Below are 16,802 nucleotides of genomic sequence, written 5' to 3'. Positions count from 1 at the left end.
ATATTATTGTTAATTTCTTGGGCGAAAATAGTTAAGTTCGTCGTAAATATAAAAAGAATACGTAATTAATCCGTTATCTATGGATATTCCAAACGAAACCGTTGACGTTTTAATAATTGGCGCTGGCCCTTCTGGTGCTGTTGCCGCAGCACATCTTAATAATCAAAATTACAAAGTAAAGGTAATTGAAAAATCTAAATTCCCACGATTTGTTATTGGCGAAAGTTTATTACCTCGTTGCATGGATCATTTTGAAGAAGTTGGCTTATTAGATTGCTTAAAGGCTGAAAAGTTTGAAGTAAAATCTGGCGCAAGATTTTTAAGTAAAGACATAGTTTGCGATTTTGATTTTAGTAAAAAACATACCCAGGGTTGGAATTGGACCTGGCAAGTACCTCGTGCCGATTTTGATAATGCCCTAGCACAAGAACTTATAAAACAAGGCGTAAATATTGAGTTTGAACTTGAGGCTATCGATGTTTTTTTTAATTCTGATGGCTCCTCAAAAACGACTGTAAAAACTAAAACTAATGAAGAACTAACAATTGAAGCTAAATTTATTATAGACTCTTCTGGTTATGGTCGTGTACTTCCTAGGTTTTTAGGGTTAGACAAACCCTCAAACATCCCTACGCATTCGTCAATTTTTACACATGTTAAAGATATTAAACGCCCAGAAGGAAAAGAGGGTACTTTAATTACTTTTGATGTTATAGATAAAGATACTTGGTTCTGGGTAATTCCGTTTTCTAATGGTATAACAAGCATTGGTTTTGTTGGTAAAAACAGCTTATTTGAATCTTACAAAGGCAATACCACCGAGATAATGAATAAAATGCTAAAACTATCGAATTATTATTATGACAGGTTTAGCAATTTATCTTTTGAGTTTGAACCTGTACATATTAAAAATTATTCTAAAGCGGTAACTAAACTATACGGTAAAGGTTTTGCATTAACAGGAAATAGTGCAGAATTTTTAGACCCTGTATTTTCTTCAGGAGTTACCTTTGCTACAGAATCTGGATTATTAGCCGCTAAATTAATTTCTAAAGAATTAAACGGTGAGTGTGTAAATTGGAAAACTGATTATGCAGACTATATATCTGAGGGCGTTACTGTTTTCTCTTCATATGTAAAAGAATGGTACACTGGAAACTTACAAACTCTATTTTTTCACAGACCAGAGAACTTAGAAGTTAAAAAACAAATTTGTGCTGTACTTGCTGGCTATGTTTGGGATAAAAGTAATCCGTTTGTAAAAAAACATAACCGGATAATTTCTAGCATGGCGCATTTAATTAATATGCAAAAAGAAATGACCGAATAGCTTATATTCGGTCATTTCTTGCTTTTTAAATGGTTTATTAACTACTAGTGCTTTACCTCTAACTCATAAAATTTAACCTTAGAAAAAGCACCTTCATCTCTTGTTTGAAAATAATTACCCGCTTTAAAATAGTTTTCAAATACACCCCATCGTTTCATGTGTATATTATCGTAAACTTTATGCTCTTTTCCATTTAAAACAACAACCATTTTACCTTTAGACACTTTAACTTCAAGTACAAATTTCTTAAAACCAACTTCTTCCTCGAAATTAAAACCTGCATCATCACCCCAAGCACTTTCATGCAAAATTTCTTCATTTGAAGCATTTAAGTTTTTAAGAACTTTTGTTTTAACACGAATTTTGCCTTTATCCCAATAAATTTTAAGAATTGGAGGTGCATTATTATCATCTTCACCTATTAAATCTCGTTGCTCATTAGTTAAACGCCCATGGATTTGCATTATGATGGTTCTGTGATATTTACCTTTAGAATCACGTGTAGTTTCATCCATCTGGATTTTCCCTCTCATATAAGCACCATCTTTAAAAGTCCAATTCACACTATTGCTTCCTGGCTTCATCTGCTCACGCAACTCAGACCTTGTATACTTTGTATTTCTAGTTTTAGAGGCTGTTGGCATTGCATGAAAAACAATAGCTCCAGCTGTAGAATCAATATACATATAAGGTTTTGCAACTTCATTACTTGCAAAATCTAAGATTTCTGGTGGTTCAATTTCATAAGGTTTACCTTTTTCATTGGTTACCGGCAAAGTAACTTTCCAGTGACTTAAATCGATATCTGGTAATTTATATTTATTTTTTTTAGACTTTGACTTTTTATCTTCTTGACTTTTTTCAGATTTACTATTATTTTCTTTCTTTTTTAAGAATGAAAACAATTTTTTTTTACTTTTTGTTGTTTCCTCAGTTTTTTCTACTTCTGAAGCATCTTCTTGAGCACTCAAGTTCGCACTAAATACAAACAGAAACAAAAGTATAGGCAAAAAGGTATTCTTTAAATTATTCATATTAAATATATTTTTAAAATTATTGGGTCTGCATAAAAATACAGACCCAACAATTAATTTGCAACTTCTATAATACTTTATGGTATCACAGTAAAATTAAGATTCATTAAAATCCTGGTGTAATAATATCTATGTTATCATAAAACACTTCATTACTACTATCAACTGCGTTTAAAGCTCTAACATAAATAACTGCTATATTGGATGTTGCTTCAAAAGTAAACGTTGTTGTAGTAAAGGTATCGTCTGTACTTGATGATTTAGAACTATTAAAATCGTTATCAATAACATAATAAGCATCTGTATTGATTGCTCTTTCTGCTTCTGTATTGATTGCGTCTTCAGTAGTAATTTCATTATTTAAAATAAACACCTCAGTAGAAATTCCTGCTGCTTCAGAGCGAGAGTCTATTGTAAACGTATATTCTACACCTGGCTCTACAGCTACTAATTGATATAAACGACGACAAGCTTCGCTAATTTTAACACCACGACCTCCACCAGCGTTAGGACCGAATTTATTACCATCACTAGTAGACCCTGGTTGCTCGTTAGTACAGAAATTTGCATCTATATAGGCGTTTAAATCTGAATTATTCCATAAAGCTCTGTAAGGACTTTCTATTTCTCCTAAATCATCATCTATAACCGTACTATTTGGCGTCATATCCCAAGCATCTGCATTATCTCCAGTAGTTGCAGTATGGTCGTTACATTCACTATTTTGCACAATAACTTTAAATGAAGCCTCTATACCTCCTACTGGTACTGGTTTTGTGATACTTCTTGATACACCAGCATCATTAGTTGTTATTAAAGTAACATCGTAAGTTCCTGCAACAGCGTATGTGTGAGATGGATTTACTTCTGTTGACGTATTTCCATCACCAAAATCCCAACTATGAGAAACAGCTAAAGTTGAAGCATCTGTAAAGTCTACTGTTAATGAAGACACATCGAATGTGAAATCTGGTACTGTAGATAATACTAAACCTTCTATGTTTTTAGTAACTGAAGTCTCTACACCTAAATAGTTAGTAGCTGTTAAGGTTACTTGAAATGTTTCTGCTGTTGTGTAAGAGTATACAGGGCTATAATTTGGGTCGTCTGTAGTATCTTCTTCAGCCCAATCAATTGTAGTTCCATCACCAAAGTCCCATACTAAACTAGCTACACCTGTAGATAAATTAGTAAAAGTTACCTGAGAATCGATTGAAGTAAAACTAAAATCTACTGAAATTGGAGACACTTCAGACGAAGCCTCTGCCACTAAACCATCTGAACTTGTAGTTGTTAATGTAACCAAATACAAACCTCCCTCTGCATATGTATAATCTGGATTAGCCTCTGTAGATGTATTACCATCACCAAAATCCCATAAGTAAGATGCTGCATCTGTAGAATAACTTCTAAAAACAACGGTTAAATTATCGTCTGCACTTGTACTGGTAGTAAATAAAGTGTTAGGTTGTATATCATTTACATTTCCTGTTGGAGCTTCAAACGGTTCGTAACCCGCATCGTAGCATGAAATCATAAATAGCGATAAGGCCAAAATGAAAACACCTACTATATTTTTTCTATTTATATTGTAAGTCATAATTTAAAATTTTAAAACTTATTATTGTTTAACGGTTATAGCAAAAGCATCTAATCTTGCTTCGTCTCCCGAATTAGTAGCAAAAATGATTACTGATTCGTTTTCTCCAGCTTCAAAAGTAATAGCATGTTGCTTGAATACATCAACCACTCTTCCATCGTTGGTATCGGTTCGTGAAGCGATAATATTTGCCTCTAATTGTGCCTCTGCATACGATGAAGTGTTTGGCGTTAAAATAGACACATTCATTTCTCCAGTTGCATCCATATTAAACGCACTAAAATAAGTTATTACATATTCGGCGCCTGGTGTAACTTCAATTTCTTGATAAGCAACTCTTGATCCATCTGATGGGAATTTTGCAGATTGAATACCTTCAGGTAAAATTCCTTCTTCTGATTTAGAGTTAATTTGAATTACAGTAGTACCCCCTCCAACTGGACTCCATGCATCGTTGCTTGGTACTCTCCATGAATCTCTACCATCACCAGAACCATCGAATAAGCTATTATCCTCAAAACCTGCCTCTGCAATTTCTGGAACTGGTACAGAAGGAACTGCTTGTGCTACTGTTACTATTTTTTCAGTAATATCAGATTTTCCTAAATTATCGGTTACTGTTAAGTATACGATGTAATCTCCTGGTTCTGGAAATTCAATAATTAATTCTTGATCTTGTAAAGTTGCTTCTGGTAGTGCTTCAATTTGCGCTTCATAATCTGCAACGTTTTGTAAAGTTTCGTCTGTAAGTGCAGCTTCTGCAGCTTCTAATTGTGCTTCTAAGCTTTCAATTTCTGCCTCCATAACCGCTAATTTAGCAGCATCATCTTCACAAGGTATTTTAAATTCAAGATCGGCAATATCATCTTCTATCGCTACAACCGTAGCTAATTCTGCTTCAATTAATAATTCTAAAACTTTTAAATCTGGATTAACCAAATTAAAATCTGTTACTGCATTACCGCTTGCATCTGTAAAAGCCCATTGGTATTGTGTACCATTTACGGCTAGGTTAGAACCTGCTTGAAAACTATATTCGTATTTTGCCCACAACTCTACATCGTTACAATCGAATTCTGAAGTAGTAATATCTGAAAAGTTGTAAAACGGTGTTGGCCCAGTGAAATCTTCTAAATCACCAACATCGGCAAGGTCGTCACTAACACAAGAAGCTAATGAGATAAAAGCCGCAAGTGTTATGCTTTTTATGTTAAATAGGATTTTTTTCATAATATTTCTTTTTTAATAGCCACTATTTTGTGAGTAAAAATCTGGTAAGTTATCTATTTCTCTTTGAGGGAAAGGTAGATATTTTAAATCTGGATTATAATTTAAGCTGTTAGCATCAGAGAATGCTTGTAATACAGTATCTGCTTCTCCAAATCTAATTAGATCGTATAATCTTTGGTTTTCGTAAACAAACTCTACTCTTCTTTCTTCAAGTAACATATCTCTAGTAAGGTTTGCTATTTCATCTAAACCTGCTCTAGCTCTTACTTGATTAAAAGCATCAATAGCTCTTGCATCTGTAGTACTATCTCCTCCAGCTAATATAGCTTCGGCATATAATAATAATACATCTGCATAACGTAAAACAATCCAATCGTTATCTCCTATTTCTCCATCTGTTGGGAACTTTACGTTAAATACATCTACACTAGGATCTGATAAGAAAGAACCATAATTTAATGCATTTACAGAAGCGTAAAAACGAACTGGTTGTAATTCTGGAGTCATTACTTCAAGAAAATCCAATGAGGCAAGGTTTACACCATTTGAAGGTCCTTGCAAGGTCATAGCAAAACTAAACGACTCTGAATCTGTTTCAATTTGATCATCTAAACCACTATCACTAGTTACATAATTATCGCTACTTTCATAATCGTAAGCGATTGAGAATATAACTTCTTCATTTATTTCTAAACCAGAATTATTGGTCCATGTACCATCTGGTGTTCCATCTGCATCAGAGTACGATCCTACAAATTCATTTCCAAAAATATTACCGTAATCTAAAACTAAATTATAGTTATTCTCTCCTGTAGATAAACTTGGGTCTGTTTCTGTAGATAATAAATCTAAGTTATAAGAACCATTGTTTTCTACAACTGAAGCTAAAAGTAATTCGGCTTCTGTGTAATTAGGATTTGGTTGGCTTAAATAAGCTTTGGCTGCTAAACAAATGGCTGCAGCTTCAGATGGTCGGTATCTATTTTGTGTTACGCCATTAAGATATGCTATTGAAGTTTTAAAATCTTCAATAATTTTCTCGTACACTTCAGATTCTGGTAACTGTGGATAATCTAATGCTTCTTCTGTTGCTACATCTAAAACCTTATCGATATAAGGAATATTTTGATATGCTCTTACAAGATTAAAATGACACAATGCACGCATAAAATAAGCTTCACCTACCGCATATTGGTAGCTTTCTGGCGCTAAAAATCTATTATCAATAATATTATTAGCGTGCTTAATTGTAGCCATGTTATTCGAATAGTATGTAGCTACATCTCCGTTACTAGGGTCTATAATGTAAGCATTGATGTCAGGAAAGTTTCCGTTTTCTGAGTTTGCGCGTACATTATCAGATCTTAATTCTGTTAATAAAAACTCGTTAGCAGGAACTTTTTGATAAGCATCTAAAACTCCATTTGCCAACAAATCAAAACCATTTTCAGTTTGCAACAATTCTTCTAAAGATAGTGCTGTTGGGTTGTTTAAATCAAGTTCTTCTTCGCAGCTCGTTAATAAGGCTAAGAATGCAAAACAAATGATTATATTTTTGTATATCTTTTTCATAATTAATTAAAATTGAAAGTTAATTCCTGCTGAAATTGATCTTACCACAGGTCCATCACCTCTTTGATATCCAGATGTTAATGGGGTATTTGCATTATCTGACGTTTGTCCTTGTGCTTCTGGGTTAAAACCTTCATAGTCACTCGCCATAAAGTACAGTAAATTTTCTCCTGTTAAATAGAATCTTAATCTATCTATTGAATATTTTGATGTAAAAGATTCTGGAACAGTATATCCAACGGTTACATTACGTAACGCCACAAAGGATGCGTCTTGAATATGATCGTCTGTAAAACGTCTGTGTACAGTTAAATCGAAATCTGGGAAATTTGAAACTGGATTTACTGCTGATTCACTTGCGTAATATAATTGATCTAAATCTGCTACTCGTACTTCAGCACCGTGAGAACCTTGCCATTGGAATGCAAAATCGAATGCTTTCCAAGTTATATCTGAATTAAAGCCCCAAGTAAAGTCTGGATAAGGACTTCCTAATTCTGTTCTATCCTCATCATCAATTATACCATCGTTGTTTAAATCTTTTACATAAACGTTTGCAAAATCATTATTAAAACGGTTAAATGGATTATCTACCCACTCTAATGGTATTTCTTTCTCGTAAACCCAACCATAAAAAGATGTAATTGGTTGACCTACTTTAGCAATAAATTGAGTTGGCCTTGTATCTTGATCTATTGTAGAAATTATTTGATCGTTATTACCTAAACTTACAACTTCGTTTCTGTTTAACGCGAAGTTACCAGAAACTCTCCAACTAAAGCTTTCGTTGCTTAATATTCTAGAATCGATTTCTAATTCTACACCAGAATTTTTTACTTCACCAATATTTTGTAACCAGTTATCTGCACCGTAAACGGCAGCTACTGGAGCAAAAAGAATTAAATCTTCACTGGTTCTAGTATAATAATCTGCCGAGAAGTTTAACAATCCGCGACCAAATGTAATATCGATACCTGGGTTAAATTCTATAAGTTTTTCCCATCCTAAGTTAGGGTTTGCCAAAGTTGTTGCTTTTACTGCTGTTAGCGAGTTATAGCCTACAGTACTAAATGTTTCATCGAATCTATATAACGAGTCGTAAACATTGCTAGATATTTCGTTGTTTCCAGAAACACCATAACTTGCTCTTAATTTTAAAAAGCTGATTACATCACTAGATGATAAGAAATCTTCCTGAGAAAGAACCCAACCTAAAGATGCTGCTGGGAAAAACCCAAATCTTGTATTAGAACCAAATCTTGAACTACCATCGGTACGTGCCGAAACTTGAAATAAGTATTTTTCATCGTAGTTATAATCAAGTCTTCCAAAGTAAGATACTAACTTATCTGTACCGTTATCTGTAAATGTTGTTCCGCCGTCGGCTAAAGCAATATTATTGTTAAAATCGTTGGTATAGCCAACCGCTTCAGATTCTTGAGTGTAAAAATCTCTTCTAGTATATTCAAAACCTAAAACAGAGTTTAAACTATGCTTCCCAAAACTTTTATTGTATTTTAAAATAGATTCGAATGCATATTGGTTTACTTCATCTCTACTTTCTAATCTGTATGCTTCTTGATCTCTGTTTTCTTGTCCGTAATAATAATCTGCATCGTTTGCTTTATTATGTCTAAACACTCCAGAAATTGTTTGTCTGAAATTTAAACCTTCAGCTAATTCAAAATCGATATAAGAAGAAGCATTTAGTGTTAATTTTTTACGTTTTCTAGATCTTTCTAAAAAGTGCACTAAAGGATGAACATTTTTAGTTGTAGAAAGCGTTAACCCTCCAGAAGTTAAATCGCTAGCAACAGGTAATCCTGTGCTCGAATCTCTTAAGATAGATTGTGGGTTATTTGGATCTATTGTAAAAACATGATCGAATGCTCTAGAAAAGCCATAACTACCTACACCTAAATTTTCAAATAATTTACCAGCATCTGTAGATACACCTACTGCTGTAGAAAAGTTTGTTACGTAATCTAAATGATCTTCGTTTAAGTATAATGGAATATGACCGTACTGTCTTAACGGATCTGTAAATCTTGCTGGTAATCTATCTTGATCGTTGTAGTTAACACGTAAATTTCCACCAAATCTAATTTTCTTATTTTTTGATTTGCTATCAACTTTTATCCTAGCATTATATTTCTCAAAATTATCTGCTATAGTTATACCTTCATCTTCTAAATAACCAAAAGAAGCTGAATAATTGGTAAGCTCTGACCCACCACGAACAGCAAAAGAATGGTTAGTAATTGTACCTCCTGTAAATATTTCGTCTTGCCAGTTTTTCCATCCATCACCAAGAGATGCTATAAATTCCATAGCCTCCAACTCTGCATATGCTGTATTATAATCACTTATAATTCTATCGTAATTATCTGTATTTGTTATTGCACTTACAGTTGACTGCAATCCATCTAAACGAGCTCTTTCTTGACCTATGGTTGTATTAAAATTACTGTTTTTTGTAGCGTATTTAAACCCTGTAAATGTGTTGTATGAAAATCTTGTTTTTCCTGTAACACCTTTTTTAAGCGTAACAAGTATTACACCATTTGCACCACGAGAACCGTAAATAGCAACAGATGATGCATCTTTTAATACACTTATAGATTCAATATTATTATTATCAATAGAAGCTAAAATATCGGCATCATTACCTAATACTACTCCATCTACAACTATCAAAGGAGAAGAATCTCCTGTAATGGATCCTGGACCACGTAAGGTAATTTTTGGATCACCACCTGCTTCTGATGCCACAGTTTGAATACGTAAACCTGCAACTTTACCACGTAGCGCATCTTCTACACGAGAAACCGCAACATCCTCAATATCTTTTGATGATACTTTGGTTAATGCACTGGTTACGTTTTTTTGTTTTTGGTCTCCATAAGCTACCACCACAATTTCGTCAAGCTTAGCTAAATCTTCAACAAGTTTAATGTTAAGATTTTTTTGACCTGCTGCAATTACAGTTTTAGATTGAAATCCAATGTAAGAAAATTGAATAACTTCGCCATCATCGACTTTAATTTGGAAATTTCCATCAAAATCGGTTGTTGTTCCTTTTGTGGTGTTTAATACAATAACGTTTACACCTGGAATAGGGATGCCATCTTTTTCGGCTACAACAGTTCCACTAAGAACGCTTTCTTGAGCGAGAACCGTAAAACCAAAAAACAACAAGGCAACTAGAGTTAATTTGTTTTTTAAATTCATTGTTTGTTTTAGTTTAATAAAATATGTTAATAAAGTGGCAAATAACCATGCCAACTAAATCGTTATAGTTCTATTTAAAAAGTTTGTAATTTTAATTACGAATGGTAATGTTGTTAACCTGAAGAAAAACTTATGGTTAGCCAACAATGCGGGCATTAGAGTATCTAGTTTGTTTTCATATACGAATTTAGTTTTATGTCTTTTTCAGTTATTGGTAAACCAAATTGGTTGTCCAATTTGGTTTACCAAATATATGTTATTTTTTTGTTAATAAAAACTAAAACAAAATTTTAACATTAATTCCATAAAAATCTTCATATAATTAGGTATATACTACACTTAATCTTAAATATTAAACGAAGAGATTGTTAAATTAACAACATAATTAGCTAGCTTTAGAAGATTTTAATTTAACTATGATTTATAGCTAGATTAAAGTAAAAACACCTTTCCAGCTGTAAGTCGTTCCGTTTAAAGTAATACTGTGCGTTTTATTTTCCTGGTTATCATTATTACAAATAACAAAGAGCTTTTCTTCTTTAGATTTCATTATAATTCTAACAGCTGTATAATCTACTGAATTATAAGCTACTTCAATTTTATCTATATTACTATAAGCGTCAATTGCCAGTTCTGTAACAGGATTATAGGTTCCGTGAGACTCTATTGACGAAACAAACAAAGCATCTTTAACTCCTTTTTTTCTTATTATTAAACTTGGTTCGTTTCTTAAATTATACTCAGGATCGTTAGCCCCTATTCTAGCTAATATAATTTCATCAGCAGCATTAGTTACTGCAGTATAAGTGTAAAATTTATTATTGTGTAACCAATTTAATTGCATGTTATCACCTGAAGATTTTGCTGTAGCCTCTTTGTATAAATGCTGATATCCATCTGATTTCCCTAATACTGAAGGCACCTCTAGTTTATTATACTCAAAATTAGTTTGCATTAATTGCCCTAAATAATAAAAAGGTAAATCGTATTGATTTTGTGTTGATGAATTTACTCGTAAAATATCTAATACAATTGGATTTGTATAATTTTCATCCTGTATTAAAACCATTGTACGATGCATATTTGTTCCTGGATATGCATTACTTTCTTTAGCACTTGCTACCTGAACATTATTGTTAGATACATTAAAAATATACTGATTTGAATGATACTTACTTCCAATACTGTATTTTCCTTGAAAATGGGAAGTTTGATTTTGTACTAAGGTATTATGTGCAATAGTTTGTTTGGCCCAAGTTTTATTTTCTTTAAGATAATTTCCCCCTCCTTTTTGTTCTATATTAACATAACGCGCTAAACCATAATCTTGCACTACCTCATCACCATTATCAAATAATGCAAATGATAGTTTATCGAAATGGCCATGACTTAAACCGTGAGCTGTATACTTAAAAACAACCTCTATAGGATTTTTTCTTAAAATACCCACTGCCCCTTGATCTCCATTTGGACCATCAGTAAGCTGAACTGAACGTTTTACAAAAGGTTTTTCTAAATCGTTTTTAATACCTAATGCTACCGATAATCCAGCATCATCTAAAGTAACCTGGTCTTGCTTTTTAGCAATACTTAACAACTCAGGATTTTTTCCGCCAAATTGATATGCAATATCTACTGCAGAAACCAAAGCACTGTTGTAGTAAGACATTCCTTTTTGAGAGTCGTTTAAAAGAAAAAAATCTCCGTCTGCATCCGATAAATTAAGTAAAGCGTTTACACTTTTTAAAAGTACGCTATCCTTAAATTTGAACACGCCTAAATCTGGCTTTTTATTTTGTAAAGCTTGAGCAAATATTAAAAAAGGATATGATGCATACCTTTGGTAATAAGGACCTTCGGTATAATAACCATCTGGAGAAAAAGGCTCTTCTAAATTTGCATAAAACCCAGCTTTACCATCCTTGTTTATAAAACCACCATCATTATCTTTCATGCTTGGATCCATATCAAGACCTTTAATACCGTAAAGCGCTCTGTTTAAAAGACTATCATCTTCCATAACTAAAGCAATCATTCCTACAGCTACACTACCCCAAGTGCTATGATTGTGTACACGATTGAAAAATTGTGGATTTTCTATTGATATAAAATCTGCAAAAGGTTTAAATAATGTAATTTCTAAATCATCACGTTCTTCTTTACTTAAATAGTTGTAAATACAATCATAAGCCTGACTTGTATAAACTAACCAATTTGAATCGTTTAAACACTGCCAAAACAGTTTTCCTCTTGCATACGATCGCGGTTGAGGATGTACAGGTAGTGTAGGATATAAATTTTTATATGCAAACAACATATCCTTTACATATTTGGCATATTTTTCATCATTTAAAATTTGATACAACACACCTGCTTTTTGCATGTTAACATAATTTTTTTTGTGCTGCTCATGTGTATAACCTCCAGAATAATCTTTTGGAACCGGAACATCTATTCCTTTTTCTATTTCGGCATCTACAATTGCCTTTGTTTCTTCTAAAGTTTTATCGAAAATGGGTATACTACCTAGGTTATTACGAATATCTTCTACACCTTGTGCTGTTATAATTAAACTTGGATGCGAGACTTTTGTTTCACCATCAACACTTACTTTTTTTAAGCTTTTTGTTTCGTTACAAGCTAACATAATTAACAACGCCATAAGCATTGACACCCTCTTTAAAACTTTCAATAAATTCATTTTAACTTTTAAAATTTTCTTAAAACATTATATTACATAAAAAAGAAAGGTTTAAAACTAAACCTTTCTTTCTAAGACTAATTCAACTATTAAATTATTCAACAATAACTTTTTTGTTTAGAGATCCACTATCAGCTTCAATTTTTAACAGGTACAACCCTTTATTTAAATTTGAAATATTTATTTGCTGTGTTGATGAACCTCCTGAATACACCTCTTTACCAATCAAATTAAACAGTTTAACAGATTCAATGTTAACATTATTTAAGGTCGATATATTTAAAAAATCTTTTGCTGGGTTAGGGTAAATTTTAAAATTTGAAGCAAACACTTCATCTACACTTAAAACAGAATCTGAAATAACAAGCTCTTCAGAATAATTAAATGCCTTATCAACTGTATACACTTTATAATATGAACCTGCAACATAGGTATCTGTAAATGCGGTTGATGTTCCTACATAAACAATTTCTCCAGACAAACCACCAGTACCATTATTTGTGGTGTTTCCAACTTGATAAATACCATTTTGATTAGGATCGTTATCTGCATTTGGCATAGTTGTATATTTAACTACTACATATCCACCGTTATCTATACCGCTTGCTGGTGCAGTCCATCCGATATTTCCAGAAACATCATATGTTCCTCCCGTAGGAGCATCTGGCGCAGTTTCATCTAAAGCACCTGAATAAACTACAAAATCATCAAAGGTCACTTCTGTTTCATTACTACCCGACATTCTGGCTACAGCCCAGTTAGAAGCGTTGAAGGTATCAGCGGAAGTTCTAGTTGCATAAGTTTTTGTATATGTGTTCGCTACAAAAGCAGTTAGGTCGGTTTTATTACCAGCGCTACCACCACTTGTATTATTTAGATAGATTCCCGGATCTAAATCATCTCCTGGATTTGCAGCTGCTTTATAAAAAAATTGAATTGTATATTCTGTAGACACTTTCATGTCTTGAGGAGAAACTGTTGAAATACTCTGCAATCTTATATTGTCTCCAGCTGAAGCTAATAATTTCATTGTAGCTGAGTAGTTTCCCGAACGCGCTTTAGAAGCATCGTTTTCGATTTCTCTAATTGCAGCTCGCGAAGAAGAAGAAACAGTCCATTCCGTTTGAGCAGTTCCAGCCTGATTAGACCCAGCATTACCCATTGTTCCTGCTGGTTGCGCTTCAAAACCACCATCCATAATTGGGAATTCACCTATAACTTGTTGCCCCCAAGACAACGAAACTACTAGACACGCAATTGTTGCCAGAGCTAATTTATAGGATTTGACTTTTTTTAAAGGTAGAGTTTTTGTCATAATAATTTAGTTTAAGTTTATTTAGCTTTACATTAGGCAGCTAGATTTTAGCAGCTTAAAGTCGGTGTTTAGTGGTAAACCAAACTGGATAACCAATTTGGTTTACCAAAAATACATTTATTTTCCATTTTTACAAAAAAATTAACATTTAAAAATTACAAGCTCACAACTCGTGTTAAATAATTTTGCACCCCATCAATTTACAAATAAATAACTAAAAGACAACGCTTTATAAAAACAAAAATTAAAAACGAAACAAAATCTAGATGATTAACAATCTGTTTATAATTCCTAAAATAGAACACAAAACAATTCTGCACTTTAAAATTACAATCATTTTAATTCGCCAAAAAGGCTGAGTTTAATCATAATACCAAGCCGAAATAAACCAAAAAAATGCTTTTACAGTTTTGTTAACAAGTTCCGTTTTTATTACTAAGAAATAATCGTATTTTTACCGCTAATAAAACCAAACTGATTAATGGGTAAAATTATTGCAATTGCTAACCAAAAAGGAGGCGTAGGTAAAACAACTACGTCTATAAATTTAGCTGCTTCATTAGGCGTTCTAGAAAAAAAAGTATTACTTATTGATGCCGATCCTCAGGCAAATGCTACATCGGGAATTGGTATAGATGTTGAATCTGTTGAAATTGGCACCTACCAACTTTTAGAACATTCGCATGAACCAAAAGATGCTATTTTAAATACAGATACTCCTAATCTTGACATTATTCCAGCCCACATTGATTTGGTTGCTATAGAAATTGAATTGGTAGACAAAGATCATCGTGAGTACATGCTTAAAAAAGCATTAAAACCTATAAAAGATGATTATGATTATATTTTAATAGATTGTGCACCATCGTTAGGTTTACTAACTCTTAATGCTTTAACTGCTGCAGATTCTGTAATTATTCCAATTCAATGCGAATATTTTGCACTTGAAGGTTTAGGTAAATTACTAAACACAATTAAGAGTGTACAAAAAATTCATAATCAAGATTTAGATATTGAAGGCTTATTACTTACCATGTATGATGCTCGTTTAAGACTTTCTAACCAAGTTGTTGAGGAAGTACAAAAACATTTTAACGATATGGTTTTTCAAACTATAATACAACGCAATGTTCGATTAAGCGAAGCTCCTAGTTACGGCGAAAGCATAATTAATTTTGACGCCTCAAGTAAAGGCGCCAACAATTATTTAAGTTTAGCTAAAGAAATTATAAATAAAAACTCCTAAAATTATGGCGAAGGCAAACAAGAAACAAGCTTTAGGAAGAGGGCTCTCGGCCTTATTAAAAGATCCTGAAAATGATATAAAATCGGCACAAGATAAAAATGCAGATAAAGTTATAGGCAACATCATAGAACTTGATTTAAGTTTTATTGAAGTTAACCCGTTTCAGCCACGTACTAATTTTAGCGAAGAATCTTTACAAGAACTTGCCTCATCAATAAAAGAATTAGGAATAATTCAACCAATAACAGTTAGAAAAATTGGACACAACCAATATCAACTCGTGTCTGGTGAGCGTCGTTTTAGAGCCTCTAAACTATTAGAATTAGAAACTATTCCTGCCTATGTAAGGATAGCTAACGATCAAGAATCGTTAGAAATGGCTCTGGTTGAAAATATTCAACGACAAGATTTAGATCCTATTGAAATTGCTTTATCTTACCAACGTTTAATTGATGAAATCAACCTTACTCAAGAGCAAATGAGTGAGCGAGTTGGTAAAAAACGATCTACAATAACAAATTATTTACGTCTGCTTAAATTAGATCCTATAATTCAAACAGGAATGCGTGATGGCTTTATATCTATGGGTCATGGGCGAGCATTAATAGCCATAGAAGATACTAGCGACCAGTTAGATATTTACGAAAAAATACTAACCAAAAAACTATCTGTTAGAGAAACAGAAAACATTGTAAGAAATCACAATTCACCAAACCCTGAAACCTCTTCAAAACAAACTGAAGGTACTGTCCCTACATTTATAAAAAGTGGAATAAATTCCTTTTCGGAATACTTTGGGCATAAAATTGACGTTAAAGTCTCTAAAAACGGTAAAGGAAAAATTACTATTCCCTTTCATTCCGAAGAAGATTTTAACCGCATTAAAAAATTAGTTGAAGGTGCTAAATAAAAATTTAATATTAAGCCTATTATTTTTATGCTTCAGTTTTTCATTAATAGCTCAAACCGATAAAAGTGAAGATAAACCAGAACAAGAAAAGCTTCCTAAGGAAGTTGTAATAGATTCTGTAATTAAAATATCTAAACCTATAGATCCGTTAAGACCTGCCAAAGCTGCTTTTTTTTCAGCTATTTTGCCTGGTTTGGGTCAAGTTTACAATAAAAAATACTGGAAAGTTCCTATTGTATATGCCGCACTTGGCACAGGACTTTATTTTTATATTGATAATAACAAGCAGTACAATCGTTACCGCGATGCTTATAAAAGTAGACTTGCAGGTTTTACAAATGATGAATTTTATTACGATACCGACGGAACACTATTAGACGAGCCTAGAATATCTACCGACAATCTTGAAACTGCGCAAGATTTTTACAAACAACAAAAAGAAATTTCATTATTAGTAACTATTGGTTTATATGCTTTAAACATAATTGATGCTAATGTTGATGCGCATTTAATGCAATACAACGTAGATGAAAACTTATCTTTAGCTCCACATTACGAGTTTAATGAAATTAATGCTACAAATAATTTAGGCCTTACATTAAATTTTAAGTTTTAGCCTTTACAAAACAGAAT

11 protein-coding genes are annotated in these 16,802 nt (G+C 32.7%); 4 read left to right on the top strand and 7 right to left on the bottom strand.

Features of this window, described 5'->3' with window-relative positions:
• The first annotated feature begins 79 nt into the window (after positions 1 to 79).
• Positions 80 to 1,330: an NAD(P)/FAD-dependent oxidoreductase gene (locus LG649_RS11520; RefSeq protein WP_262904492.1), complete on the top strand. Its 1,251-nt coding sequence runs from the start codon at positions 80 to 82 to the stop codon at positions 1,328 to 1,330.
• Positions 1,331 to 1,374: 44 nt separating this feature from the next.
• Here LG649_RS11520 and LG649_RS11515 read toward each other — a convergent pair whose 3' ends face one another.
• From LG649_RS11515 to LG649_RS11485, 7 genes are all read right to left on the bottom strand, one after another.
• A complete protein-coding gene (locus tag LG649_RS11515; protein ID WP_226543961.1) occupies positions 1,375 to 2,364 on the bottom strand; it encodes a polysaccharide lyase family 7 protein in 990 nt (329 codons plus the stop codon).
• Between the two features lie 106 nt (positions 2,365 to 2,470).
• Positions 2,471 to 3,964 carry a PKD domain-containing protein gene (locus LG649_RS11510; protein WP_226543960.1) on the bottom strand — a complete coding sequence of 498 codons (1,494 nt, stop codon included), beginning with the start codon at positions 3,962 to 3,964 and terminating at the stop codon, positions 2,471 to 2,473.
• A gap of 21 nt (positions 3,965 to 3,985) precedes the next feature.
• Positions 3,986 to 5,194: a hypothetical protein gene (locus tag LG649_RS11505; protein WP_226543959.1), complete on the bottom strand. Its 1,209-nt coding sequence runs from the start codon at positions 5,192 to 5,194 to the stop codon at positions 3,986 to 3,988.
• 12 nt (positions 5,195 to 5,206) lie between these two features.
• On the bottom strand, positions 5,207 to 6,766 hold the full coding sequence (locus LG649_RS11500) for a RagB/SusD family nutrient uptake outer membrane protein (RefSeq protein WP_226543958.1): 1,560 nt from the start codon (positions 6,764 to 6,766) through the stop codon (positions 5,207 to 5,209).
• A 6-nt stretch (positions 6,767 to 6,772) separates the two neighbouring features.
• The gene (locus LG649_RS11495) at positions 6,773 to 9,997 is read right to left on the bottom strand and encodes a SusC/RagA family TonB-linked outer membrane protein (RefSeq protein ID WP_226543957.1); all 3,225 of its coding nucleotides are present in this window, start codon (positions 9,995 to 9,997) and stop codon (positions 6,773 to 6,775) included.
• A gap of 427 nt (positions 9,998 to 10,424) precedes the next feature.
• Positions 10,425 to 12,698, bottom strand: coding sequence for an alginate lyase family protein (locus LG649_RS11490; RefSeq protein WP_226543956.1), 2,274 nt, complete (start codon positions 12,696 to 12,698; stop codon positions 10,425 to 10,427).
• Between the two features lie 94 nt (positions 12,699 to 12,792).
• On the bottom strand, positions 12,793 to 14,013 hold the full coding sequence (locus LG649_RS11485) for a T9SS type A sorting domain-containing protein (protein WP_226543955.1): 1,221 nt from the start codon (positions 14,011 to 14,013) through the stop codon (positions 12,793 to 12,795).
• Positions 14,014 to 14,494: 481 nt separating this feature from the next.
• On the opposite strand from LG649_RS11485, the gene LG649_RS11480 reads away from it, so the two are divergent.
• From LG649_RS11480 to LG649_RS11470, 3 genes are read left to right on the top strand one after another with little or no spacing between them, the layout of a single operon-like run.
• Entirely contained in the window at positions 14,495 to 15,259 is a 765-nt protein-coding gene (locus LG649_RS11480) for a ParA family protein (protein WP_226543954.1), read from the top strand.
• A 4-nt stretch (positions 15,260 to 15,263) separates the two neighbouring features.
• Positions 15,264 to 16,169 (top strand): ParB/RepB/Spo0J family partition protein, encoded by a 906-nt coding sequence (locus LG649_RS11475; RefSeq protein WP_226543953.1) that lies wholly within the window; start codon positions 15,264 to 15,266, stop codon positions 16,167 to 16,169.
• Positions 16,159 to 16,785, top strand: coding sequence for a DUF5683 domain-containing protein (locus LG649_RS11470; RefSeq protein ID WP_226543952.1), 627 nt, complete (start codon positions 16,159 to 16,161; stop codon positions 16,783 to 16,785). Before LG649_RS11475 ends, LG649_RS11470 begins: the two co-directional genes overlap by 11 nt.
• Positions 16,786 to 16,802: the final 17 nt, after the last annotated feature.

It is taken from the genome of Neotamlana laminarinivorans (assembly GCF_020523925.1).
GTDB classification, from domain to species: Bacteria; Bacteroidota; Bacteroidia; order Flavobacteriales; family Flavobacteriaceae; genus Neotamlana; species Neotamlana laminarinivorans.
The sequence above is the reverse complement of the archived record's forward strand: the minus strand, read 5'-3'. Positions and strand labels throughout refer to the sequence as shown.

Coding starts and splice junctions, on each gene's coding strand:
- LG649_RS11520 (WP_262904492.1), top strand. CDS start 80: ATGGATATTCCAAACGAAACCGTTGACGTTTTAATAATTGGCGCTGGC.
- LG649_RS11515 (WP_226543961.1), bottom strand. CDS start 2,364: ATGAATAATTTAAAGAATACCTTTTTGCCTATACTTTTGTTTCTGTTT.
- LG649_RS11510 (WP_226543960.1), bottom strand. CDS start 3,964: ATGACTTACAATATAAATAGAAAAAATATAGTAGGTGTTTTCATTTTG.
- LG649_RS11505 (WP_226543959.1), bottom strand. CDS start 5,194: ATGAAAAAAATCCTATTTAACATAAAAAGCATAACACTTGCGGCTTTT.
- LG649_RS11500 (WP_226543958.1), bottom strand. CDS start 6,766: ATGAAAAAGATATACAAAAATATAATCATTTGTTTTGCATTCTTAGCC.
- LG649_RS11495 (WP_226543957.1), bottom strand. CDS start 9,997: ATGAATTTAAAAAACAAATTAACTCTAGTTGCCTTGTTGTTTTTTGGT.
- LG649_RS11490 (WP_226543956.1), bottom strand. CDS start 12,698: ATGAATTTATTGAAAGTTTTAAAGAGGGTGTCAATGCTTATGGCGTTG.
- LG649_RS11485 (WP_226543955.1), bottom strand. CDS start 14,013: ATGACAAAAACTCTACCTTTAAAAAAAGTCAAATCCTATAAATTAGCT.
- LG649_RS11480 (WP_226543954.1), top strand. CDS start 14,495: ATGGGTAAAATTATTGCAATTGCTAACCAAAAAGGAGGCGTAGGTAAA.
- LG649_RS11475 (WP_226543953.1), top strand. CDS start 15,264: ATGGCGAAGGCAAACAAGAAACAAGCTTTAGGAAGAGGGCTCTCGGCC.